General features: G+C 59.9%; 22 protein-coding genes and 1 pseudogene. 14 read left to right on the forward strand and 9 right to left on the reverse strand.

The features are described from left to right. The first annotated feature begins 138 nt into the window (after positions 1-138). The 3 genes from GOB86_RS07055 to GOB86_RS07065 are packed head-to-tail and all read left to right on the forward strand — an operon-like array spanning position 139 to position 3,012. Positions 139-726 (forward strand): hypothetical protein, encoded by a 588-nt coding sequence (locus tag GOB86_RS07055; RefSeq protein WP_165991654.1) that lies wholly within the window; start codon positions 139-141, stop codon positions 724-726. Then, positions 723-1,997, forward strand: a complete 1,275-nt coding sequence (locus GOB86_RS07060; protein ID WP_165991655.1) for an AAA family ATPase — start codon at positions 723-725, stop codon at positions 1,995-1,997. Before GOB86_RS07055 ends, GOB86_RS07060 begins: the two co-directional genes overlap by 4 nt. 49 nt (positions 1,998-2,046) lie before the next feature. After that, positions 2,047-3,012, forward strand: coding sequence for a hypothetical protein (locus tag GOB86_RS07065; RefSeq protein WP_165991656.1), 966 nt, complete (start codon positions 2,047-2,049; stop codon positions 3,010-3,012). A 114-nt stretch (positions 3,013-3,126) separates the two neighbouring features. On the opposite strand, the gene GOB86_RS07070 is transcribed toward GOB86_RS07065, so the two are convergent. From GOB86_RS07070 to acnA, 4 genes are all read right to left on the reverse strand, one after another. Next, positions 3,127-4,044 (reverse strand): LysR family transcriptional regulator, encoded by a 918-nt coding sequence (locus GOB86_RS07070; RefSeq protein WP_165991657.1) that lies wholly within the window; start codon positions 4,042-4,044, stop codon positions 3,127-3,129. A 255-nt stretch (positions 4,045-4,299) separates the two neighbouring features. Further along, positions 4,300-5,850 carry an ABC transporter substrate-binding protein/permease gene (locus tag GOB86_RS07075; protein ID WP_165991658.1) on the reverse strand — a complete coding sequence of 517 codons (1,551 nt, stop codon included), beginning with the start codon at positions 5,848-5,850 and terminating at the stop codon, positions 4,300-4,302. Continuing rightward, positions 5,850-6,611, reverse strand: a complete 762-nt coding sequence (locus GOB86_RS07080) for an amino acid ABC transporter ATP-binding protein (protein WP_165991659.1) — start codon at positions 6,609-6,611, stop codon at positions 5,850-5,852. The genes GOB86_RS07075 and GOB86_RS07080 overlap by 1 nt, the downstream gene beginning before the upstream one ends. A 64-nt stretch (positions 6,612-6,675) precedes the next feature. Beyond that, a complete protein-coding gene (gene acnA / locus GOB86_RS07085; protein ID WP_165991660.1) occupies positions 6,676-9,369 on the reverse strand; it encodes an aconitate hydratase AcnA in 2,694 nt (897 codons plus the stop codon). Positions 9,370-9,675: 306 nt separating this feature from the next. Here acnA and ccmA point away from each other — a divergent pair, with 306 nt between their 5' ends. Both ccmA and ccmB read left to right on the forward strand, forming a co-directional pair. Then, positions 9,676-10,308 (forward strand): heme ABC exporter ATP-binding protein CcmA, encoded by a 633-nt coding sequence (gene ccmA, locus GOB86_RS07090; RefSeq protein ID WP_165991678.1) that lies wholly within the window; start codon positions 9,676-9,678, stop codon positions 10,306-10,308. Beyond that, the gene (ccmB, locus tag GOB86_RS07095) at positions 10,305-10,973 is read left to right on the forward strand and encodes a heme exporter protein CcmB (protein WP_048854764.1); all 669 of its coding nucleotides are present in this window, start codon (positions 10,305-10,307) and stop codon (positions 10,971-10,973) included. Before ccmA ends, ccmB begins: the two co-directional genes overlap by 4 nt. A gap of 94 nt (positions 10,974-11,067) precedes the next feature. Here ccmB and GOB86_RS07100 read toward each other — a convergent pair whose 3' ends face one another. Both GOB86_RS07100 and GOB86_RS07105 read right to left on the reverse strand, forming a co-directional pair. After that, the gene (locus GOB86_RS07100; RefSeq protein WP_165991661.1) at positions 11,068-11,817 is read right to left on the reverse strand and encodes a YfdX family protein; all 750 of its coding nucleotides are present in this window, start codon (positions 11,815-11,817) and stop codon (positions 11,068-11,070) included. Between the two features lie 234 nt (positions 11,818-12,051). Then, the gene (locus GOB86_RS07105; protein WP_165991662.1) at positions 12,052-13,182 is read right to left on the reverse strand and encodes a type III PLP-dependent enzyme; all 1,131 of its coding nucleotides are present in this window, start codon (positions 13,180-13,182) and stop codon (positions 12,052-12,054) included. A gap of 448 nt (positions 13,183-13,630) precedes the next feature. Between GOB86_RS07105 and GOB86_RS07110 the strand changes: the two genes are divergently transcribed. After that, positions 13,631-14,671, forward strand: coding sequence for a YihY/virulence factor BrkB family protein (locus GOB86_RS07110; RefSeq protein ID WP_165991663.1), 1,041 nt, complete (start codon positions 13,631-13,633; stop codon positions 14,669-14,671). Positions 14,672-14,703: 32 nt separating this feature from the next. On the opposite strand, the gene GOB86_RS07115 is transcribed toward GOB86_RS07110, so the two are convergent. Further along, positions 14,704-15,306, reverse strand: coding sequence for a septal ring lytic transglycosylase RlpA family protein (locus GOB86_RS07115; protein ID WP_165991664.1), 603 nt, complete (start codon positions 15,304-15,306; stop codon positions 14,704-14,706). A 243-nt stretch (positions 15,307-15,549) separates the two neighbouring features. Here GOB86_RS07115 and aroQ point away from each other — a divergent pair, with 243 nt between their 5' ends. Genes aroQ through accC form a run of 3 tightly spaced genes read left to right on the forward strand, consistent with a single transcriptional unit; the run spans position 15,550 to position 17,806 of the window. Then, positions 15,550-16,005 (forward strand): type II 3-dehydroquinate dehydratase, encoded by a 456-nt coding sequence (gene aroQ, locus GOB86_RS07120; RefSeq protein ID WP_048854779.1) that lies wholly within the window; start codon positions 15,550-15,552, stop codon positions 16,003-16,005. Continuing rightward, positions 16,002-16,463 (forward strand): acetyl-CoA carboxylase biotin carboxyl carrier protein, encoded by a 462-nt coding sequence (locus GOB86_RS07125; protein WP_165991665.1) that lies wholly within the window; start codon positions 16,002-16,004, stop codon positions 16,461-16,463. The genes aroQ and GOB86_RS07125 overlap by 4 nt, the downstream gene beginning before the upstream one ends. Beyond that, entirely contained in the window at positions 16,463-17,806 is a 1,344-nt protein-coding gene (gene accC, locus GOB86_RS07130; protein ID WP_165991666.1) for an acetyl-CoA carboxylase biotin carboxylase subunit, read from the forward strand. Before GOB86_RS07125 ends, accC begins: the two co-directional genes overlap by 1 nt. 126 nt (positions 17,807-17,932) lie before the next feature. Here the strand turns inward: accC and GOB86_RS07135 are convergent, their stop codons facing one another. Then, entirely contained in the window at positions 17,933-19,435 is a 1,503-nt protein-coding gene (locus GOB86_RS07135; protein WP_165991667.1) for a sugar porter family MFS transporter, read from the reverse strand. A gap of 479 nt (positions 19,436-19,914) precedes the next feature. Between GOB86_RS07135 and thiC the strand changes: the two genes are divergently transcribed. Continuing rightward, complete coding sequence (gene thiC / locus GOB86_RS07140; RefSeq protein WP_165991668.1) at positions 19,915-21,783, forward strand: phosphomethylpyrimidine synthase ThiC; 1,869 nt, start codon at positions 19,915-19,917, stop codon at positions 21,781-21,783. Positions 21,784-21,866: 83 nt separating this feature from the next. On the opposite strand, the gene GOB86_RS07145 is transcribed toward thiC, so the two are convergent. Next, positions 21,867-22,397 (reverse strand): hypothetical protein, encoded by a 531-nt coding sequence (locus GOB86_RS07145; protein ID WP_165991669.1) that lies wholly within the window; start codon positions 22,395-22,397, stop codon positions 21,867-21,869. Between the two features lie 89 nt (positions 22,398-22,486). On the opposite strand from GOB86_RS07145, the gene GOB86_RS07150 reads away from it, so the two are divergent. The 4 genes and pseudogenes from GOB86_RS07150 to GOB86_RS07165 all read left to right on the forward strand — a co-directional run. Continuing rightward, positions 22,487-22,831 carry a cupredoxin domain-containing protein gene (locus GOB86_RS07150; RefSeq protein ID WP_165991670.1) on the forward strand — a complete coding sequence of 115 codons (345 nt, stop codon included), beginning with the start codon at positions 22,487-22,489 and terminating at the stop codon, positions 22,829-22,831. Positions 22,832-22,834: 3 nt separating this feature from the next. Then, positions 22,835-23,659, forward strand: coding sequence for an FTR1 family iron permease (locus GOB86_RS07155; RefSeq protein WP_165991671.1), 825 nt, complete (start codon positions 22,835-22,837; stop codon positions 23,657-23,659). Positions 23,660-23,713: 54 nt separating this feature from the next. Continuing rightward, positions 23,714-24,235 (forward strand): iron transporter, encoded by a 522-nt coding sequence (locus tag GOB86_RS07160; RefSeq protein WP_165991672.1) that lies wholly within the window; start codon positions 23,714-23,716, stop codon positions 24,233-24,235. A gap of 150 nt (positions 24,236-24,385) precedes the next feature. Continuing rightward, a pseudogene (locus GOB86_RS07165) lies at positions 24,386-24,607 on the forward strand (hypothetical protein); the annotation flags it as partial.

Genomic DNA, 24,607 nt, shown 5'->3' on the forward strand with positions numbered 1-24,607 from the left:
CGCACGGCTGACCATAAAAAATAAATTACCGCTGGACTAGTTTTGCGCATTGCGCCAACCCATAGACATGCTTTTATTGCTTTGGCTGCGACATATCTGCAACGCTTCACTACGCAGGCAAGGAGGCTGACCGTTATCATGCAGAACAAGCCAGATCCGGCATGGCAGCCTCAGCCCCAGGCGGCCGAAAAATCCCCCAATATGCGCCTTGGCCTTATTGGCATGGCGGCATGCGTGCTTATGGCGGGCGCTGGCCTGCACTTTTATGGCGGGAGCAAAACCCAGTCCAACCCGACCATTGCCGCCGAGTCTGCCGGGGGGGACGAGTCCCAGCGTATAGGCCTGCCGCTCAATGTGATCGCCCCGCAAAATGCGGAGCAGGCTCTGGCGGGCTCCAGCTTTTCCGCCCAGCAGCGGGCGGATATTCTGGCCGCGGTCAAACGCAGGGACGTGCGGCTGGTGGCCATGCCGGTCTATGACGCAACAGGGGCTGGCGGCATGATCACCCTTGTCTGCGGTCCATGGCAGCAGACTGTGGGGCTTACACCCAAACCCACAACGGTTATCCTGCCCATTAGCATGAGCGGAAATGTGGATATCATCCCCTCGGCCCCACCCGGCCCGACGGGCGTTGGCAGCGGGGCCATAACCGTTTTTGGCCCACAGGCCCTGCCCGTTCTTTATAAACAGGGGGACACCCTGGCACTTACGGTGATCGCGCAATGAAGGGCCTGCTCCCTACACTCAACCGGCTGATGCCACTGATGATGGTGGTCTTTCTGGTGCTTGCCAGCATCCAGATCGTGCTCAGCCTGCATCTTTCCCTGCATTCCGCGGCCCATGTGCTGCAATGGTGTGCATCCGCATGGCCTGTTCTGGCTGCAACCGGCCTTATGCTGAGTGTTGCGGGACTGCTGTTTGAAACTCGGGCCGAACATCTGGCCCGCAAAGGGCTACTACGCCGACGGGGGTTCATCATGGACGTTCTTGCCAGACTGACCAATCGCGCCGAACTGGAAGAAATGCTTGCGCGCGAACAGCGCGAAACCACAATCGATGCCGAGGAACTGGCCGCAAACCTGCGCGCGCGCGTGATCGGGCAGGATCAGGTGTGCGAGGATATTGCCGTCCAGCTCCGCCGCCGCCTTGCCCTGCAGATCCGTGGCAAGCCGGTTGGCATCTTTTTGCTCGCAGGCCCTCCGGGCACGGGCAAAACCTACCTTGCCAAGCAGATGGCCCGCCAGCTTGAACGCCCCCTGCTGCATTTTGACATGACGCAGATGAGCAGCCCCCACGCCGCCACCCAGCTTTTTGGCTCGCCCAAAGGCTATGTCGGCTCGGACACTTACGGCAAGCTGACCGGCGGGCTGAAGGAAAAGCCCGACGCCGTGGTGCTGCTCGACGAAATTGAAAAAGCCCACCCCGATGTGTTCAAAAAATTCCTGACCGCATGGAACGACGGGCATATTACCGAAGCCTCGACCGGGCAGCAGATTTCCACCGTCCGGGCCATTTTTGTGCTGACCTCCAACATTGCCACCGATGCCCTGACCGAAATTGCCGACCGCCTGCATGACGACCCCGACCGCATGCGTGCCGAATCGGTCGAGGCACTGCGTCAGGCTGGCTTTGCGCCAGAAGTGCTCAACCGGCTGGACCGTATTTTTGTCTTCCGTGCCCTGCGTGGGCTGGATATTGCCCGCGTGGGCGCGCTGGAAATTGAAGCCATGATCGAAGGCTACGGCCTGAAGGTGGAAACCAGCGGGATTGATGCATCCCTGCTGCTGGATGTCATGCGCCGCCAGAGCCGTATGGGCGATGCCGCCTCCGCGCGGGATCTGGTCCGCTCGATTGAGGATATGATCAGCGAATCCCTTATTGTTGCCCGCCAGCAGGGGGCCAGCATGGTCCGGCTGGTCAAGGAGGACGATGGCACCGTGGTGGCCAAGGTGGCCGACAACCGTGATGACGGGCTCCATGCCCGCCTGACCCCCTGACCCAACCAGACGCGCCCCTGCCCGCCGCACCCACAACCAAGGTTACCGTATGACCGCTTTTACCCGCCTGTGGCACCGTGCCCCGCTCTGGCGCACCGCACTGATAACCGCAGGCGTATGCGGCACATTATCTATCGTGTTCCCGGCCCCATGGCTGAGCAAAACCCTGCCGGGTTACGGCGCGCTCAGCAGCAAGGTCCGCCATATGCTGCCCTCCGCCATGGGCGGCACCGAAGCGAGTGATGCCCTCCACCCCGATGAGGACCAGCGCACGGTCTCCATCCCGCCCATGGATGCGCAGTTTGAGGGCTCGGTGGCCTTTGCGGGGCGGCAGTTACACCTGCCCGCAGGCAAATGGCACCCGGTTGTGAACTTTCAGGACGACGTGGCCCACGGCGAGGTGCTGACAGCCCTGTACGTCCGCTCCGCACAGGGGATTGTAACCGGGCTGATTATTGCGCAGGCCACCACCCAGTCCCTGCCGGTGGCAGCCGTGCACATGATTCAGGATGAATGCCACAGCAGCTTCAACTTCATGAACGAGGCCGCCCCGCAGGATGGCAGCCGCAACGAATGCTGGATGACCACCCCCATACGGGTGGTGAACAACCTGTTCCTGACCTCCAACGAGGCGCTACAGGTGCTCCTGAGTGACCAGATGTACATCCCCCCCGCCGTGCAGCGCCTGACCATGATGGGCTTTGACCTCCCCCCCATTCTGGTCGATGCTGGCTGGAATCTGGTGGAAAAAAGCAAATCTGGCGCAGGGGTGGACTTTATGAGCGTACATACGCTGCTCAGCCCGGCAGAAGCCGGTGCGCGTAGGGTACCGGGCGAGCCGGAAAACTGGTCCCGCGCGGGCATGGCCGATTCGGGGGCTGTTACGGATTTTGTGCAGCGCACCAATAGCTGGCTGCGTGGCTGGGTGCCCACACTCCAGAACGGATTTGACAGCAAGCTGACCCCAAACTCTACCCCGTCCGAAGCCTCCATGGACCCGGCTTTTCACGGTTAAGGCAGTCAGGGCGGCCCCTGCCCTCCGGGGCTGGCAAGGCATACACCGCACGCAAAAAAGCCGGGCACAGGACCCGGCTTTTTTTGTGTTGAGCACACTGCGTAAAAGTGACCCTTACAGAACGGGGGACAAAGCCCCGCCATCACGCAGCAGATCGGCCGATACCTCGACCAGAAAGTCCATGACCGTGCGTGTGCGCAGCGGCAGGGTCCGCGGGCCGGTATGCACGGCGTAAAAAGGCAGGCCGGGTATGGCCCAGTCCGCAAACAGGCGGATCAGGCGGCCACTGGCCACGGCATCGCGCACCTGAAAAGCCGGGAGCAAACCCACGCCAATGCCTGCTTCCACTGCGTACATAACGGCTTCGCTGCTATTGGCGCGGAACACGGCGGAAGGCGCAATCACGCTCTCTTCCCCATCGCGCTCAAAGTTCCAGTCCAGACGGCTGGAGCCGTAATTGTACACAACTCCGGGGTATTCGGTCAGCGCGCGGGGGTGTTCGGGGGTGCTATGGCGTTGCAGGCAGGCGGGGGAGGCCACCAGCCATTTGTGCACCAGCCCAAGCTTGCGCGCGATCAGCGTGCCCTCGGCAATTTCGCCCACACGCACGGCCAGATCCAGCCCCTCTTCCACCAGATCTCCAAAGGAGTCGCGCATGACCACCTCCACCGACAGGTCGGGGTGGCGGTCGAGCAGTTCGCCCATCCTGCGGGTCAGGCACAGGCCAAAGGCCGTGGTCACACCCAGCCGGACAAGACCGGAGACCGAAGCCCGCCTGCGGCCCAGAACGGTTTCCGCCGTCTCCAGTATTTCCAGCACCTCATAGGCGTGGGGGAGCAGGCTGCGGCCATCCTCGGTCATGGTCAGGCTGCGTGTGGTGCGCGCAAACAGCGTTGTGCCGTAATGCGCCTCCAGCAAAGCAATATGACGGGAGATTGTTGGCTGGCTCACCCCCGTCTCGCGCGAGACGGCGGAGAATGAGCCTGTAGCGGCAACACGCACAAAGCTGTGCAGTGCGGAAAGAAGATCCATGGAGTTCGGCACCGTTTCCTGTGTAGGCGGCTAGCCCTCTCCAGTGCTGCCAACAACAACAGGAGAGACAGTTCAGAGTGTGCCGAAAAAATGGGCTCCAACCATCCCGCCCTGTCTCCAGCATGCTGTGTCAGGCTACGAGCTTGCCACCTTCCCTATTGCAGCAAGGTTAGGTTGGATACAACATAGACAGAACAAGAACCGGCCATGCCTATAGCGCATTAAAGCTATAGACATGGCCGCGAGGTTACAGCCTTACCGGCGGCGGGTATGGGGCATGGCAAGGCGTTTTTCCGCCAGCCGCGCCAGCCGCACAAAAGGCAGACCCAGCAGCAGGTACGCCGCACCCACCATCAGCCCCGTGCCAAAATAGTCAAAATAGGCCGAAGACAGGCGGATATAGGTCTGCGTAAGTTCGGTCAGGGTGATCACGCTGACCAGAGAGGAGTCCTTGAGCAACGAGATAAAGTCGTTGGTCATGACCGGCATAACCAGCCTGAACGCCTGCGGCACCAGCACGTAGCGCAACGCCTGAGCGTGGGTCATGTTCAGGGCAAGGGCCGCTTCCATCTGCCCATGGGCGACCGATTGCAGGCCCGCTCGGTAGTTTTCGGCCTCATAGGCGGCATAGTTCATACCAAGGCTGACAACACCGGCCACAAAGGGAGACATGCTGATGCCAAATTCGGGCAGGCCGTAAAAAATGAACAGCACCTGAATAAGCAGTGGCGTGCCCCGGACCAGTTCCACATAAATCCCGGCCAGCCATGCCAGCGGGCGGGGGCCATACAGGCGCAGCAGCGCCAGCCCAAGCCCAAGCCCCACCGCCACAACCATGGCGCACAGCGAAACCAGCAGCGTAAGCCCTGCTGCACGGACCAGTTGCGGCACAAAGCCAGCATAGCGTTCAAGCTTGACGCGAAAACCGCCCTTGCCCTGCAACTCGGCCACGTAGTTGTTCCACGCTGCCGGGGTGACGTTGGGCTGGGTGTGGTCGTTGGTCAGCTGCGCCATTTCTGGCGTCCACAGGTCCCAGCGCACCAGAATGTGGTGCAGGCTGCCGTCCTGCTGCATGGACACAAGGGCTGCGTTCACCCGCTCGCGCAGTTCCGCGTTCTGGCCCTTGGCAAAGGCAATGCCGTACTGCACGCGGCCAATGGGTTCGCCCACAATATGCAGGGCGGGGTTTGTATCGCCGTAATATTTGGCAATGGGGCCGTCGATCAGAATGGCATCGGTGCGACCATTCACCAGATCCATGAACGCATCTGTTTCTTCATCATAGGTGCGTAGGGAGATCTTGGTGTTGTTGGTCAGCATACGCTCGGCCTGCGTATCCTTGATCGTGCCGACCGTGTGGCCTTCCAGATCTGCCATGGTGGTCAGCTGCTTGCCCTTGCGGCGCACCACCAGCCGTTCGGAGGTCACGTAATAAGGTATGCTGAAGTCAATGCCTTCAGCATGTTCATCGGTCATCTCGATCCCGCAGATGACCATGTCGTACAGGCCACGTTGCAGGCCGGGAATAAGCCCGTCCCAGTCGTTGTTGATGAAGTCCAGCGGCGCGCCCATGTGGCGGCTGAGTTCTTGCATCAGGTCATATTCAAAGCCCGTCAGCTTGTTCTGGTCTTTGAGGTCATGGAACGTGTAGGGCACATCGGCCGAGGAATCTGCCGCCCAGTGGAAGGGCTTGCTCTGCGCGTGGGCGGTGGAGGCCGCACCGGGGGCGCCAAGTACCAGCAGGGCACCCAGCAGGCCAAACAAAGCACCCAACAGGCGGCGAGGGCGGGGCTGTGCGGTGTTCATCACAGGACTGTCCTCATAAAACGGCGTGTCTGTTCGTGGGCGGGGTTCACGCACAGGATTTCTGGCGGACCGGCCTCGATCACATGGCCACCATCCATGTACACCACCGTGTCGGATGCGACCTCGGCAAAGCGCATGTCGTGGGTGACAATAATCTGGGTCATGCCCTCATCATCAAGCGTGCGCATGACGTTAAGCACTTCCTCGGCCACAATGGGGTCCAGGGCAGAAGTGGGCTCATCGTACAGCATAATCTCGGGGCGCATGGCCAGCGCGCGGGCAATGGCCGCACGCTGCTGCTGACCGCCAGAAAGCGAGACCGGGTAACGCTGCGCCACCTTGGCCAGACCCACTTTTTCCAAAAGGGCCATGGCCTCTTCCCGGTCGGCTTCGGCATTGCCGCCTTTGACCACGCGGGGGGCCAGCATCACGTTATCCAGCACGCTCAGGTGCGGGAACAGATTAAAACTCTGGAACACCATGCCCACATGCGTACGCAACCGGTGGGCCAGATGCTCCTCCGCTTTGCGCCACGGGCCACCATTGCGTTCAATGGTCACCCCCATGGCCGTTACCGTGCCACGGTCGGGTATTTCCAGAAAATTGAGACACCGCAGGAAGGTGGATTTACCGCAACCAGAAGGACCGATGATAGACACCAGCTCCCCCTTGCGGACCTGCATGGACACGCCACACAGGATCTCCCCTTCACCAAAGTCCTTGTGCAACTGTTCCGCACTCAGAACTACAGGGTCATTCATAGAAAAAGCCGACCCGGTTTGCACCGGGTCGGCAATAAGACGTTCACCTTGAACGGATGGGTTCTCAGGCAGCTTTCGTCATCCCTCGCAAGACGTACTGAAGGATGCCACCATGCCTGTAATACTCTACCTCGTCCAGAGTATCGACCCGGCAAAGCAGCGGTACTTCCTGCTTGGAACCGTCATTTCTTGTAATTGTCATAATCACGTCCATACGGGGCGTGAGTTTGTCAATTCCGGAAATGCTGATCACTTCATCCCCCTTCAGACCAAGGGTCTGACGGGTTGTGCCTTCCTTGAACAGCAGCGGCAGAACGCCCATGCCCACAAGGTTGGAACGGTGGATACGTTCAAAGCTTTCCGCGATCACGGCCTTAACACCCAGCAGCAGGGTGCCTTTGGCAGCCCAGTCGCGCGAGGAGCCCATGCCGTATTCCTTGCCACCGAATACAACCAGCGGCACGCCCGCTTCCTTGTATTCCATGGCCACGTCATAGATCGCGCCTTCCTTGCCATCGGGGTAATGCTTGGAATAGCCACCCTCGGTCCCCGGCACCATTTCGTTCTTGATGCGGATGTTGGCGAACGTGCCACGGACCATGACCCGGTCATTCCCACGCCGTGAGCCGTAGGAGTTGAAGTCCTTGGCTTCCACGCCGTGTTCCATCAGGTAGCGGCCAGCGGGGCTGTCCTTTTTAATGGAGCCAGCGGGGGAGATATGGTCGGTGGTGATGTTGTCACCCAGCAGGGCCAGAATACGCGCACCGGAAATATTGCCCGGAGCCGTAGGTTCGACCGCCATGTTCTTGAAGTACGGCGGGTCCTGCACGTAGGTGGACTTGGGGTCCCACTTGTAGGTTTCGGACCCGGTCGCAACCTTGAGGCCCTGCCATTCCTTGGTGCCTTTGCCGACGTTGGCATAGCGCTTGATAAACTCTTCACGCGTGATGGAAGAGGCGATCAGGTCGGCAATTTCCTTGTTGGAAGGCCAGATGTCCTTCAGGTACACCGGCTTGCCATCCTTGGAGGTACCAAGCTGCGCGGTCGTGATGTCCTCGCGCATGGTGCCCAGCAGGGAGTAAGCAACCACCAGCGGCGGGCTGGCAAGGTAGTTGGCGCGCACGTTGGGGGAAATACGACCCTCAAAGTTACGGTTGCCAGACAGGACGGAAACAGCAACCAGGTTGTTGTTTTCAATCGCGTCCACAATGTTGCCGGGCAGCGGGCCGGAGTTACCAATGCAGGTGGTGCAGCCGTAACCAACCGTGTTGAAGCCCATGGCGTCCAGGTCTTCGGTCAGTTTGGAACGGTTGAGGTAGTCGGTCACAACCAGCGAGCCGGGTGCGAGCGAGGTCTTGACCCAAGGCTTGGGGGTCAGGCCCAGAGCGCGCGCCTTGCGGGCCACCAGACCAGCAGCAATCAGCACCGCCGGGTTGGAGGTGTTGGTGCACGACGTAATGGCCGCAATCACCACATCGCCACTGCCCAGCTCGTAATTGGTGCCAGCGACCGGAACCTTTTTATTGGCTTCGGCTGCGGGAACACCCAGCGAGGAGGTCAGTTCTTTTTCAAACGCGGTGGTGGCGTTCTTGAGTTCCACGCGGTCCTGCGGGCGCTTGGGGCCAGCAAGGGAGGGCACAACCGTGCTCAGGTCCAGCTCCAGCACGTCCGTAAACACGGGTTCGGGCGTTTTTGCGGTGCGGAACATATCCTGTGCGACCAGGTATTCCTTAACCAGCTTAATGCGGTGTTCGTCGCGGCCGGTCTGGCGCAGGAAGTCCAGCGTCAGCTCATCCACGGGGAAGAAGCCGCAGGTTGCACCATATTCCGGAGCCATGTTGGCAATGGTGGCGCGGTCGGCAACGGGCAGGTGGTCAAGGGCTGGGCCAAAGAATTCCACAAACTTGCCAACAACGCCCTTCTTGCGGAGCATCTGCGTTACGGTCAGCACCAGATCGGTGGCCGTGGCCCCTTCTGGCAGCTTGCCGATCAGCTTGAAGCCGATCACGTCGGGGATGAGCATGGCAATGGGCTGGCCAAGCATGGCGGCTTCGGCTTCGATCCCGCCAACACCCCAGCCCAGAACGCCCAGACCGTTGATCATGGTCGTGTGGCTGTCCGTGCCGTACAGCGAATCGGGGTACACATAGTCCTTGCCACCCACGTTGGCGGTCCATGCCACCTGCGCGATGTATTCAAGGTTCACCTGATGGCAGATACCCGTATCAGGCGGCACCACGGAGAAGTTCTCGAATGCTTCCTGACCCCAGCGCAGGAAGGCATAGCGTTCCGCATTACGTTCGAATTCGAGGGTAATGTTTTCCTGCAGGGCTTCGTCCGTCCCGGCAAAGTCCACCATCACGGAGTGGTCGATCACAAGGTTGACCGGCACCAGCGGGTTGACCTTCTGCGGGTCGCCCTTGAGGTTGACAATGCCGTCGCGCATGGCGGCAAGGTCGACCACCCCGGGAACACCCGTGAAATCCTGCATGAGAATACGTGAAGGCTTGAAGGGCACTTCCTTGCTGCTGCAGCCTTTGGGCAGCCAGCCAGCAATGGACTTGGCGTCTTCCACGCTGTAGGAGCGCGCATCTTCAAACCGAAGAATGTTCTCCAGCAGAACCTTGAGCGAAACCGGCAGGCGGCTTACGTCGCCAATGGTTTTTGCCGCTTCGGGAATGGAAAAATAGTGGTAGGTCTTGCCGTCAACCTCAAGGGTGCGGCCTGTTTTGAGTGAGTCGTGGCCAACCGATTTCATCGTCGCTTTCTCCCCGATCACAGCCGATGGCTGGTGATGCGTTCAGGACACCGTTGTGTTCCGTATTGTTCCGCACGGCGCTGCGTGCGTGTCCGCTCTTCGGACAACCGGCTTGATATCCCGTTGGGGCTAGAACATACCGGCACGGATAAAAGGCACAAGCGGGGGAGTGACCACGACCGCGCGAGCAATCCCGCTTTTTGTGTGATTACGGTAACAAAAAGGAGAAGTCCCATCTCCGTGAGCCAGTCTGACCCCCGTGCCAAAGCCCCCTCCGGCACGCCCGCGCCCACCAATGCAGCACTGATGGCGGACAACCTGTGCGTTTTTCGCGGGGACCGTCTGGTGCTTGACGGCGTAAGCCTGCACCTGCACGCGGGTGATGCCATGTTGCTGACCGGCCCCAATGGGGCAGGCAAATCCACCCTGCTGCGTGTGCTGGCCGGGTTGCGCAAACCGGATTCGGGGCAACTGACATGGAATGGGCAATCAATTTTTGAGGACCCCGCCGCCCATGCGGAGCGCGTGGCCTATATCGGCCACCAAGATGCGCTTAAACCCGGCCTGAGTGTGGCCGAAAACCTGCACCTGTTCACCCGCCCCGGCGCACGCATGGCCGACGCACTGGAGGCCATGGACCTGCTCCCCCTTGCCAACCTGCCCGCGCGCCTGCTGTCCGCTGGGCAAAAGCGGCGCACAGCCCTTGCCCGCGTGCTGCTGGCGGAAGCCCCGCTCTGGCTGCTGGACGAGCCGAGTCTGGGGCTGGATTCGGCGGCCATAACCCTGCTGGGCCACGCCATGGCGGCCCACCGGGCGCGCGGCGGCATCCTGATCGCCACAACCCATGTGCCCCTGCCGCTGGACAACACCTGTGCGCTGGACCTGCCCGGAGCCACCGACCCACGGCCCTTTGGCGCGTTTGAGGGAGACTACGCATGAACCGGCTGTTCTGGGGCATTGTCATGCGCGACCTGCGGCTGGCCCTGCGCCACGGAGCGGATACGCTGGGTGCCGTGCTGTTTTTTGTAGTGACCGCAACGCTATTCCCGCTTGCCCTTGGTCCCTCGCCCGAGCTTTTGCGCCACATGGCGCCGGGCATTATCTGGGTTTGCGCCCTGCTGGCCGCCCTTTTGCCACTGGACCGGCTGTTTGGCGCGGAGCTGGAGGATGGCTCGCTCGACCAGCTCCTTCTGCTTGGTCTGCCGCCTGCACTGGTGGCGCTGGCCAAAATAACCGCTCACTGGCTCACAACAGGTGTGCCGCTCCTGCTGGCCGCCGTGCCGCTGGCCGTTATGCTGGGCCTGCCCTCCTCCGCATTGCCCGTGCTGCTGGGGGGGCTGTTTTTGGGGTCGGTCGTGCTCTCCCTTATCGGGGGGATGGGGGCCTCCATTGTACTGGGGGCACGGCGGGGCGGAGTACTGCTGCCTTTGCTGACCCTGCCTTTGGCCACACCTGCCCTTATTTTTGGCGCAGCCGCCATAGACGCCGCCTCCAACGGTCTGCCATGGCAACCCGACCTTGAACTGCTGGGCGCGTTTGTTGCGGGCACGCTCCCACTCTGCCCCCTTGCCGCAGGGGCCGGGCTACGGGCGGCGGCGGAATAACAGCGCACACCACAAAAAAGGGGCGGGGCCACATATGGCCACCGCCCCTTTTTTGTAGCCCAACCCGGCAGATATGCCGGGCCAGCCTGTCGGCTTATTTGGCCGGAGCCGCTGCGGGGGCAGCCGCTGCCGGGGCGGAAGCCGCCTTGGCGTTTGTTGCCGCTGCATTGGACACGGCCTGAATATCGACCGAGGCATAACGCACGGCTTCCTGCGCATCACGTAGGGCTTCGCTGGCCTTGTAGGGGTCTTTGCCAATCAGCTTGGCGGCACGGTTTACGTCCTGCGCAACCTGATCCAGCGGCACGGCGGCAATAACATAGTCCGCATCCACGCTGGTCACGCGCAGCACTTCAGCCGCACGGGCGGGATTGCCGGATTTGAGGTGCCGGTTGGCAGCCGCCACAACAGCGGTTTTTTCCGGTGTTTCCTCAGCATTGGCGTTCAGCACCAGTTCGCCATCAATCGGCAGCCATGCCACCTGCTGCGTTGTGGGCGCATTGGGGCGGGGGCGGGACTGGCCGGTTTTGCTCGGCATCAGTTCGGCGGCGGCCTTCTGGAAGGCGGTGTTGTCCGAGCGGGCCGTAGCCAGTGCCTGCTGGGCATTGGCGATCAGCGCCTTGGCCCCGGCCAGATCACCATCAAAAATAGCGTTGCGTGCGAGGGACAGATATTCGAACGCCATGCTGCCATCATCGGAAAGACGGCTGAAATCCTGCGTGGCCGCGGACTGCGCAACCGTGTTGGACGTGGCGGCACCCGTTGGTGCCTGCTGTGCATACAAAGGTGTTGCAGCAGCCGTTGCCACCAGAACCGTACCCAGCAGCATACCCATTCGTGTCATGATAACTCCCTTTACCCAAGCCCCGGATCGTGGAGCCTGTGTCTGGAGCGATTGTTAAGCGCATCGGCCGAACTGCAAAGGGCTGCACGCACAATACAGGGCTGCCTTTATGGCAAGGGGAGAGCGGAAAACAAAAAACCCCCATCCACGGGGGCCAGAACAGGCCGGTGGATGGGGGGTAAACCGTTCGCAAACCAAGCCGTGGAGTGGAACACACCCCACGGCGGAGTCAGGTCAGATGTAGTGCTCGCTCAGCGGCGCAAAGCCGTTAAAGCGGGTCGAGCAGTAGGTGGAGACATAAGCCCCCGTGCCCAGCAGATCGACCAGTTCGCCCGAGCACAGGTCGAGCGGCAGATCGTAGTGGGTTTTTTCGTACAGAATATCCGCACCATCACAGGTCGGGCCAGCCAGTGCGACCGGCCCCGTGGGGGACCCATCACGCGCGGTACGGATGGCATAGCGAATGGATTCGCCCTCCGTTTCCGCCAGACCGCCAAAGCGCCCGATGTCCAGATAAACCCAGCGCGGCCCGTCCTGCCGACCGCGAGCGCTGACCAGCACCACCTCGGTATGCACAACGCCTGCCTCGCCCACAATAAAGCGGCCCGGCTCAACCAGCATTTCCGGCAACGCATTGCCAAAATGCTCGGTCATGGCGCGGCAGATGGCCCCTGCAAAATGGTCGATCTCGGGCACATCCTCGCGGTAGCGGATGGGGAAGCCCCCGCCCAGATTGATCATGCGCAGGTCCAGCCCGGCATCGCTCAGGTCCGTAAACAGGCTGGCTACGCGGGCAATGGCGGCTTCGTACGCCTCGGCCGAGAGCTGCTGGCTGCCAACGTGGAAGGACAGACCATACGGGTCCAGCCCCAGAGCACGGGCCTCCAGCATAAGGTCACGCGCGGATTCGACCGTGGTGCCAAACTTGCGTGAGAGCGGCCATTCCGCATCGTAATTATCCACCAGCAGGCGGCAATACACACGGCTGCCCGGCGCGTGCTGGGCAATTTTTTCCAGCTCCTCGCGGCAGTCGAACACGAACATGCGCACGCCAGCCTTGTAGGCGGCCTGAATGGCAGACACTTTTTTGACCGTGTTGCCAAAGGAAATGGCTTCGGGGTCGGCCCCTGCCTCCAGGCAGAGGGAGACCTCCTCCCACGATGCCGCGTCAAAGCAGGAGCCAAGCCCGACCAGACGGGTCAGGATGGGCATGGCCGGGTTGGCCTTGACGGCATAGTAAATGCGCGCGAGCGGCAGGGCTTTGCCCAGTGCGCGGTAACGGGCTTCCACCTGATCGACATCAACGACAAGGCAGGGCGTTGCCGGCTTTTGCTCGGCAAGAAAACGGGTGATTTTGGGATTCATATCCCCACTCCCCCAAGTTCAGGCTCCCCCGCCTGTACAGCGGAGAAGGACGTTGCGAAACGGTCTAACGGACCAGCGAAAGGCAGACCCACAAAGGAGTCCCGATTGGCCAGAACGCTTGACGTCGTTGCGTAACCTCAGAGGGCCAGTGGCACGTGCGTTGCTGCGTAGGGGCGTGGATATGCGACCAAACCGACACAAGCGCAAGTAAAAAATCCATATAAAACAAAAAAACTTGGCACGTGCCCCCAACCCCCGATAAGACTTGAAAATATTACGGTTGCTTCACGCTTTACCCCTGCTTTTTCACGCAAAGTCTTTGTGCGCCCCATTGTGAAGTAGACCCTACCAGACTCCACCCGGCCCCACAGGCCGACCATGGCGCGCACGTGGAGCGTCCGATGCCGCAAATCGGGCCAGACCACAGATCAAGGATTTTTCTGAATTCATGCAGGCTCTCTGGCAGTCGGACCGTTCTCCGCTCACCCACCATTCCGGGCATCCAGCACCCGTGCAGACCGCCAAGCTGCGCTTTGCAAGCCCATGGGCCATGAGCCGCAAGGACTGGCGGACCATTGTGTCCAACACATTCAAAAACCTTGTGTTCGGCCCCACAACGCTGGTGGCAGCGGGGTGCGCGTTCTATACCACCCTCTCGCTGTTCCCTGCCATTAGCGCCATGATCTCCATTTACGGTCTGGCGTTTGACGTGCAGACCGTGGCCCCGCAGATGGATATCCTGCGTAACCTGCTCCCCCCCAGCGCGTTCAACCTGCTCTATGACCGGGTGCAGACACTGGTGGCCGAACCCCCTTCATCCCTGACCATGAACCTGATCATCTCGCTCACGGTCGCACTCTGGTCAGCCTCTGCTGCCACACGGTCCATCCTGTCGGCCCTGAATATTGCCTACAACACGCGGGAGAACCGGAATTTTCTGGTGTTTCAGGCCACCGCCTTCGCCATGACCCTGTCTGGCATTCTTGGCGCGGTGCTTACGCTGGCGCTGCTGGTGGCCATGCCGCTGTTTTTAACGCTGCCCGCCATTTTGCATATTCCCACTCCCCCCGGCTCCATTGAGTTCATGGCGCGATGGAGTGGGCCTGTGGTCATGTTTACTTTTGAAACACTGGCCCTGTCGGCCCTGTACCGCTTTGGGCCGGACCGCAAGCGGCATACGCAGTGGCGCTGGGTGCTGCCCGGCGCCCTGACCTCCACCATTACGTGGATTATGGCATCCCTCGGGTTTTCGTACTACGTGGCGCATCTGGCCAGCTACAATGCGACCTACGGACCACTGGGCGCGTTTATTGCGATCATGATGTGGTTTTTTGTGACCGCATGGGTGGTGCTGATGGGGGCGGAACTCAACGCCCAGATGGAAGGCTATGCGCTGGGGCTTATTCACCCACCCGAGACCGATTCCATGCTGGCCAGCAAACCCGCCACACCAACGGACTGCCCACAGGCACCCGGTACGGACCTGTAAGCTCCGTACCATTCCTTAATAGACTTGTGGCGTTAGGGGTGGCCGAAGCGCTTGCGCTGGAGGTGCAGCGGGCGGCCACGCTTGCCTGATGGCTGCTTGGGTGGCGCGGTCAGGCCGGGGGCTGTGCCCACTTCGGGGGCGGCAGCCACTTCCTCTGGCGTTGCGGCCTGTACGCTTACGTGGGCAACGCCTGCATGCAGCATGCCAATCTGGGCGGCGGCTGCCTGCGACAGATCAATAATCCGCCCACGGCTGTATGGTCCACGGTCATTAACCGTGACCACAACAGAACGGCCGGTTTCTTCCGATGTTACGAGCAGCTTGCTGCCAAGGGGGGCCGTGGGGTGAGCGGCCGTCAGGCGGTTCTTGTCAAACCGTGCGCCGGAGGATGTGCGCCGCAGGTGCTGGCGTGCGCCATACCAGCTTGCCATCCCTTTTTGGGAGACCTCACGACCGGAAACAGAGCCAGCATCGGCCACATCCTGCGCGTCACGCGCGGCGAGGGCTTTTTGCACGGATTCGGTCCATGCAGTGCCACCCGACGCATCCGCCGCAGCCGCATGGGCCACCGGGAGCGCGAACAGAGAGGTTGTGACAAACACACTTCCAAGAAGTGCCCGGCGCAGGGCTGACATCCGCCTGTTAACTCCATTTCCGTGATAGACCGTTCCTTAATGGTCGCTTTAGCTACCCCAAGGCAACCTTTTTCGGCGTGCAACAGGGGCAGCAAGCCCCGTATCGCCCGCCCACGTGGCAAAAATATGACGCTCCGCGCAGGCCCTGCATAAGGCAAAAAGCGCGATCGGGGGGCATGGCCCCACTTTTCGTGCCGCTTTCTCTTGGATACGCGGGCGCATCGTGCTACGGCCCCGTCTGTCATGGAAAGACCTCTCATTGCTGTCCTGAACGGCCCCAACCTGAACATGCTTGGCCAGCGCCAGCCCGAAGTATACGGGCGGGCAACGCTGGACGACGTGGAACAGCTGTGCCTACAGACCGCCGAAAAGCTTGGACTGGCAATAGACTTCCGCCAGACCAATATTGAAGGCGAGCTGATCTCCTGGGTGCAGGAGTGCCGCAAACGGGCCAAAGGCATTATTATCAATCCCGCAGGCTATACCCATACCTCCATCGCTCTGCTGGATGCACTACTGGCTACGGACCTGCCGGTAATTGAGGTCCATATCTCCAACATTCACCGCCGCGAGCCATTCCGCCACCACTCCTACGTTTCGCGCGCCGCTACCGGCGTTATCTGCGGGCTGGGCGTTGGCGGGTATTCTCTGGCCTTGCAGGCAATGACTGATCTTATTCTGGATGAGGATGACCAATGAGCGGACTGCTCGTGGACGCGGATGCCATTCGGGCTCTGGCCGAAATTCTGACTGAAACCGGACTGACCGAAATTGAGGTGTCTGAAAAAGACCGCCGCATTCGCGTGGCCCGTGCCCCTGCCACCGTGCAGGCCGCAGCCCCCGCACCGGTCGCTCCTGTAGCCCCCGTGGCCGCAGCCCCCGCCGTGGTGGAAAGTGCCGCCCCGGTTGACCTGTCCCGCCATCCGGGTGCGGTCCCCAGCCCCATGGTTGGCGTGGCTTACCTGACGCCCGACCCGTCCTCCCCTCCATTTGCGAGCGAAGGGCAGATCGTGACCGCAGGGCAGATCCTGATGCTGATTGAAGCGATGAAGACCTTCAACCAGATCAAGGCGCCCAAGGGCGGCACGCTCAAGGCCATTCTGGTAGCCTCGGGCGACCCGGTCGAATTTGGCCAGCCACTTGCCATTATCGAGTAATGTTCTCCAAAATCCTCATCGCCAACCGTGGCGAGATCGCCCTTCGTATCCTGCGCGCCTGCCGGGAACTCGGGATCAAAACCGTGGCGGTCCATTCCACCGCTGATGCCGATGCCATGCATGTACGTCTGGCGGACGAGGCGGTGTGTATTGGCCCCGCCTCCTCGCGCGATTCGTACCTGAATGTGGCGGCCATTCTGTCTGCTGCAACCATAACCGGGGCGGAAGCCATTCACCCCGGCTATGGCTTCCTGTCCGAAAACGCGGATTTTGCCGAAACGGTGGAAGCCCACGGTCTGGTCTTTATTGGCCCCACGGCGGAGCATATCCGCATGATGGGCGACAAAATTACAGCCAAGACCACCATGCTCGCCCTTGGCGTGCCACTGGTGCCCGGCTCGGACGGCGAACTGGCCAACCTTGAGGAAGCGCACGAAGTGGCCAACCGCGTTGGCTACCCCGTGCTGATCAAGGCAGCGGCCGGTGGTGGTGGACGTGGCATGAAGGTCGCCCACTCGGCCGACGAACTGTCCGATGCATGGAGCATGGCCCGCACCGAAGCGCGCGCAGCCTTTGGCAACGATGCGGTGTACATGGAAAAATACATGGACCGCCCGCGCCATATCGAACTCCAGATTCTGGGCGATAACTACGGCAACGTGGTCCATTTTGGCGAACGTGACTGCTCGCTCCAGCGCCGCCACCAGAAGGTGCTGGAAGAGGCAGGCTCCCCCGCCATTTCCGCCGAACAGCGCGACAGCATTGGCCGCACGGCAACCGAGGCGCTCGCGCGCATGGGTTACCGCAACGCGGGCACGCTGGAGTTCCTGTACCAGGACGGGCAGTTCTGCTTTATCGAAATGAACACCCGCCTTCAGGTCGAACACCCCATTACCGAGATGGTGTGCGACGTGGATCTGGTGCGCGAGCAGATCCGTCTGGCAGCAGGCGAAAAACTTGGGTACGCGCAGGAAGACGTCTCATTCTCCGGCCATGCCATTGAATGCCGTATTAACGCCGAAGACCCAACCACCTTTGCCCCCTGCCCCGGCACCGTAGCCGTGTACCACCCCCCCGGTGGTCTGGGCGTGCGGGTGGATAGCGCGCTCTACACCGGCTACCGTGTTCCCCCTTATTACGACAGCATGATCGCCAAGCTGATCGTCCATGCCCCCACGCGCGCGCAGGCCATTGCCCGCATGCAGCGCGCACTGGACGAATTTGTGGTGGAAGGGATTAAAACCATTATTCCACTCCACCGCGCCATTCTGGAAGACCCCGGTTTTCAGAGCGGGGATTACACCATTCACTGGCTGGAGCAGTTTATGGCGCGCGCGCAGTAAGCCCGCCCCAACCAGAACATTTTATGCAAAAAGGCCGGTCCATATTCTGGACCGGCCTTTTTTGTTGCCTGCTCTGCCCGCGCAAGCACCTGTAGCCGCGCGGGCAGAGGAATAGAGCCTTACGTCTTAGGCCGGGCTGCTGGCCAGCGCGGGAGCTGGCGTTGCGTCATCGTCCTCTTCCACCTCATACTGGGGAATGGCGTAATTGTTCTCAGCCTTGGGCGAGAACTCGCCATCACGCAGGGCCATTTCAATATCCTCCAGCGTAGCACCACTGGTCTCAGGCACGCAGAAATACACAAAAATGACCGATGCCAGATTAACCCCGGCATAAATCCACATGGTGCCACCAAGGGAGACAAGCTGAACCAGCGAGAGTGCGGTAGCCGTAACCAGCAAATCCGCCCCCCACAGAACAGCGGCATGCAGACTGGTGGCGACCGCACGCATGGGCAGGGGGAACAGTTCCGCCCCAAGCAGCCAGCCCACAACCTGAATCCCGCCCGAGTTGAACACCATGAACAACAGCAGGAACACCACGATCATCCAGCTCCCCACACTCCCCTTATCGGGGTGGAGGGCAAACATCACACCCAGTCCGATCAGGCTGAGCACGGACCCCGGCCCCATGATCAGCACAAGGCGGCGGCGGCCAATACGGTCCACAAACAGGCAGCCCAGCAGGGTCATGATCAGGTAGACCATGGCTACGCCAAGGCTGGTCAGCAGAGCTGATGAGCTATTAAACCCGGCATCCGAAAGGAAGGTGGGGGTATAGTAGATCATCATCTCCAGCCCACCGGCCTGCGTAAAGAACGCAATACCCAGTGCGGCCACCAGCGCCGGACGGACCCAGGGGAGCTTAAGGCCCTTCCAGCCCCGCTCATCCTCATCCATGCCCATGACGTTCTTGCGGATTTCCGTTATCTCACGCTGGATGACCTTGCGCGATGTGCGCACCCGGCCAAGCTGTTTGACAGCGGAGACCATGCCCTCGTTCTCAGCCACCCAGCGGGGGCTTTTGGGCAGGAAGAACATGCTCACAAACACAACGGCTGCGGGAATGGCGGCAATGGCCACCATGGGCCGCCAGCCCCATGCATCGCGCATGGTAAAGCCCACAAGGTTGGCCATGAAAATGCCAATGCCAATGGCCACGTTAAACAGGGTGACCAGATTGCCGCGCTTGGCCGCGGGGGCCAACTCGGAAATATAGGTCGGCACCACCTGCGTGGACCCACCCACCGCAAAGCCAAGGAACACGCGGTCGATCACCAGCATGGTCACGCTGGAGGCGTAGGAGCAGGCAATGGCCCCCAGCACGAACACCGCCGTGACCAGCATGACCGAGATCCTGCGTCCGTACCGCTCGGAAAACCATGAAACACCCATGGCCCCCATGACCGCCCCGACCAGAATGGCCGAAGTTACCATTTCTTCCTGCACGGAGGTTAAGTGGAAGTCCTTGGTAATAAGGAGAAGTGCGCCAGAAATAATTCCCGTGTCGTATCCGTAAAGACCGCCGCATATGGCAGACACAAATGCCGCTATCCACAAAACGTAATGAGCACGTGAAGATATTTCGAGATTTTTTACCGCATCAAGCGTTTTATTTCTTTCTGTCTGCATGACACAATGATGACATACTCGAAAAAACTTGCATATCTTACGAATTTTTCTTTAGTATAGTAAGTGGGATGTTGCATGCCATCGCATAGACGGACGGTCAGAACCGCACTTTACTGGCCGGAATCCACATCCCTCCACCTCCCCCTGTCTGCCGTTTCTTCCGCCATTTGGTCACATATTGGTGTAAACGCTTGACACAGGCACACCTCAGGCTATCTGCTTGCACATAACCAAGGGGGGTTCCGGGCCAAGGAACTGAGAGGCCACTTTTTGCTCTGCCGCACAGCAGAGCGCCGTGGCGACCCTGCCGCCAGCAACATACTGTTCTGGCGGGGAACCTGATCCGGCTCATACCGGCGGAGGGACTGGTGCCTGTTAAGGAACAATCGCCTCGACCGTTTTGCGCGTGGCGTTGCCCAGTAGTGGTAGCACTCCTTATTTAACGGGCCTGTCCTCCTCGCGCCTGAGGAGACTTTGCAATGTCTGCCACCACCACAACCCCACAGCCCACGCAGGGCGGCAACCCCAAGCCCGCCAACACGGCCGCCCCCGCTCCGGGGCAGGTCACCACCGGGCCCATTCGCGGGTCCCGCAAGGTGTATTCCAGCCCCGACGGGCACCCCGACATTCGCGTGCCTTTCCGCGAGATCGCACTCGACCCATCCGCCAACGAACCGCCTTTGCGGGTGTATGACACGTCCGGCCCCTATACGGACCATACCGCCAGCATTGACGTGCGCACCGGCCTGCCCAAGCTGCGCAGCGCGTGGCTGGCCAAGCGTGGCCTTGCCCCCACCACCGCGCGCACCATCCGCCCCGAAGACAATGGCGGAGCGGAAGGCAGCTATCTGGTCCAGCCCTGCCCGGCCCCGCACACGGTGCTCAAGGGCGTGGAAGGCAAACCCGTTACGCAGTATGAATTCGCCAAGGCCGGGATCATTACCGAGGAAATGATCTACGTGGCCCACCGCGAAAACATGGGCCGCCAGAAGGCACTGGACGAAGCCGCAGCCCAGTTGAAGGACGGCAACTCCTTTAACGCCGCCCTGCCCGAATTTGTGACCCCCGAATTCGTGCGTGAGGAAATAGCCCGCGGGCGCGCCATTATTCCCGCCAACATCAACCACCCCGAGCTGGAACCGGTCGTGATTGGCCGCAACTTTCTGGTCAAGGTGAACGCCAACATCGGCAACTCGGCCATTACATCCTCCGCCGCCGATGAAGTGGAAAAACTGGTCTGGTCCATCCGCTGGGGTGCCGATACGGTCATGGACCTGTCCACGGGCCGCAATATCCACAACATCCGCGACTGGATCCTGCGTAACGCCCCCACCCCCATTGGCACGGTGCCGCTGTATCAGGCGCTGGAAAAAGTGGGCGGGGATGTCAGCAAACTGAACTGGGATGTGTTCCGTGACACCCTGATCGAACAGGCCGAGCAGGGCGTGGACTACTTTACCATCCATGCCGGTGTGCGCCTGCAACACGTGCCCCTGACCGCAAGCCGCGTGACTGGCATTGTCTCCCGTGGTGGGTCCATCATGGCAAGCTGGTGCCTGAACGGCCACCGCGAGAGCTTTTTGTACGAACACTTTGAAGACATCTGCGACATCATGCGTGCGTATGATGTGTCCTTCTCGCTGGGGGATGGCCTGCGCCCGGGCAGCATAGCCGACGCCAATGACGCAGCACAGTTTGCGGAGCTGGAAACACTGGGCGAACTCACCAAGATTGCATGGGCCAAAGGCTGCCAGGTCATGATCGAAGGGCCGGGCCATGTGCCCATGCACAAGATCAAGGAGAACATGGACAAGCAGCTGCGCGAATGTGACGAGGCCCCGTTCTACACGCTTGGGCCATTAACGACCGACATTGCACCGGGCTACGACCACATTACCTCGGCCATTGGTGCAGCCATGATCGGCTGGTTTGGCACGTCCATGCTCTGCTACGTGACCCCCAAGGAACATCTGGGCCTGCCTGACCGCAACGACGTAAAAACCGGGGTGATCACCTACCGTATTGCCGCCCACGCAGCCGACCTTGCCAAGGGCCATCCGGGGGCCAAACTACGTGATGACGCACTAAGCCGCGCACGCTTTTCCTTCCGTTGGGAGGACCAGTTCAACCTCTCGCTCGACCCGGATACGGCCTGTGCTTACCATGATGAGACCATGCCGCGTGATGCGCACAAGACAGCACATTTCTGCTCCATGTGTGGTCCCAAGTTCTGCTCCATGCGGATCAGTCAGGACCTGAAGGAAGACGCCATTCGCCTTGCGGGCATTGAGCAGAAGAACGAGGAATTCCGGCAGGCGGGCGGCAAGGTCTATGTGGCCGCCGAATAATGAACACCTGCGTATAACTGCCTGAATATTTATAAATATGGAGAATGGGGGCGCCTGTTCTCCATATTTTTTTACATCATCTGTTAAAAATAATGCCGTAAAAAGACTTTTGGCACACCTTCCGAATTCAGGCACGAAAACACGATAACCGCCACCCACACCATGCAGGCGGAAAAACAAAAGACCTTGCACCACAAGGAAACTTTATTATCCCGCCCCTTCATAATCGGCCAGTACAGCGCCTTATGCCCGTACCACTCCAGAATACCCGACAAAACCAGCGCCAGAAGCTTGGGAGTAATGTAGGCGCGCGCGCCAATATGCACCGGGTCGTAAAAGAACAAAGCAAATCCTGTGATCATGGCTATGGCATAGCTAATATGCAAAGGACGCAGCATAAAGCGCGAAAGCCGGACCAGCGCGTCCCTTTCCATCTGCTGGACAACGGCCAGTGCGAACAGCATTTCCAACCCGAAAAACCCAGACATGCTCAGGATATGCAGCATTCTGACCAAATAATGAACCGGCTGGAACCAGAAGTGAAACGTCCGGCTATCGAGCGCCATAAGCAGGTCCGTGGGCAGACGCATAAAAGCCAGAGGATGATTCGACATGGGTTTACAATTCACCGATCAGTATAAACATTGACTTTAATAATGATTCTCACTAACCCAAACAGTCAAGACAAGCGGAGAATCAGAGAATGAAACGGCTTTTTGCAGCCCTCCCCCTTTTAACCGGGATGTGTCTTTTTCCTCCCGTACAGGCTCAGGCGCAAACCGTTTTTCACCTTACACTCAAAGATCATCATTTTGAACCTGATCATCTGAGCGTGCCTGCCGGTGAACGGTTTATGATTGAACTGGAAAACCAGGACAGCACGACCGACGAACTGGAAAGCTATGACATGAAATTTGAAAAAATTATTGTGTCTGGCTCAAAAATTCGTGTGCATGCAGGCCCGCTGCACCCCGGGACCTATACTTTTTTTGATGACTATCACCCCGATCAGGCCAAGGGAACAGTCACCGCAGAAGCAAAGCCGTAAACCATGCTTGGCAGTCTGATCATTGTTTTTCGTGAAGTTATAGAAGCCGGTCTGGTTATTGGCATTGTTCTTGCGGCAACGCGGGGCATTGCCGGGCGTGGCTGGTGGGTGGCTGGCGGCATTGCCGCGGGTGTAACGGGGGCGGCCATTGCGGCGGCTTTTGCTGGAGCACTCTCCACCGCATTCTCTGGCAATGGGCAGGATATTTTTTCCGCCTCCATTTTGTGCGTAGCCGTGCTCATGCTCGCGTGGCACGTAATCTGGATGGCCCGGCACGGGCGTGAACTCGCGCAGGAAATGAAGCAGATGGGGGCTGCGGTCTCCTCTGGCAGTCGTTCCCTTGGTGCCATGGCGACCGTGGTGGCCGTGGCCGTGCTGCGTGAGGGCATGGAGGTTGTGCTGTTCCTGTACGGTATTGCCGTATCGGCCCATGTTGGCGCGTTCTCCCTGCTCAGCGGTGGTCTGCTGGGCGTTCTGGGTGGTGCCGCTCTGTCTTACGCCCTGTATCGCGGGCTCATTATTATTCCCCTGCGGCATCTTTTTGCCGTCACCAATATTCTTGTCTCCATTCTCGCAGCAGGCATGGCCTCCCAGGCTGCGGCCCTGCTTGCATCGGATGACCTGATTCCGGCACTGGGTTACGACATCTGGGATACGTCCTGGCTGTTGCCCGATGGTAGCCTTGCTGGCCGCACGGCCAAAGCCCTTGCCGGTTATACCGACAGGCCAACAGGTATTCAGATTTTAGTCTGGGGCCTGACCCTTGTGTGCCTGCTGGTAACAGAACGCTTTGTGCGCACCCGCCCACACCCCTCCACCTCACCATAAATCCCCACCTTTTCAACCATGTGCCCTAGGCACATCTGATCGTAGAGACCTGAAATGAAGCGTTGTATCAAAGTCTTTTCCGTTCTGACCGCCCTTTCCGCCGCCTATGCCGCTCCGGCCATGGCGCGTGAATACCCCGTTGGCGGCCCCGTACAGGCCCACGATATGGAAATTGCCGCCAACTACCTGATTGGCGTGGACATGGCCCCGATGACCAAGGACATGGCCATGGGTGCAGACACCATTCACCTTGAAACCGACGTGCATGCGACGGCTGACAACCCCTGGGGCTTTCCCGATGGTGCGTGGATTCCCTACATTGGCGTGGATTACACCCTGACCAAAAAGGGCTCCAACTGGAAAAATGAAGGCATTCTGCACGCCATGACTGCAAAAGATGGTGCGCATTACGCCAACAATGTAAAAATGGACGGCCCCGGCACCTATACGGTTGTGTTCCGCTACAGCTCGCCCGAAACCAACGGCTTCCTGCACCACACGGACAAAGAAACCGGCACACCGGGCTTTTGGGCACCGTTCACCGAAACATTTACGTTTAACTACCCCCAGAAGTAATTTCTTCTGACTTTATTAAGTAAAGGGCAGGGATTATGCCAAATCCCTGCCCTTTTTTGTATTTCAGGGTTGCAATTAAAACATATTTAACTTATCCCCCATTCCCATATTAATGTTTTTAATAATTATTCGCATATAGGACACGCCCCAATGTCAACCTCCTGTCTGGCACTGCACAGTACACCGCCCTGTGGCGCACAAAAAAACAAAGTATTTTCCAAAACTGTTTTTGTATCTCTGGCTTTATCCCTACTCTCCAGCACAGCGGCGCTAGCGCAGAATGCGGAGACGCAGTTGGAGCAGGACCGCCGCCGCCTTGGCAATTCGGGTCCGCTTGTGTCCGAAGTAGACCCTGCCACGGTGCGGGACAGC

The organism is Acetobacter lambici, assembly GCF_011516885.1.
In the GTDB taxonomy this organism is placed as follows: Bacteria; Pseudomonadota; Alphaproteobacteria; order Acetobacterales; family Acetobacteraceae; genus Acetobacter; species Acetobacter lambici.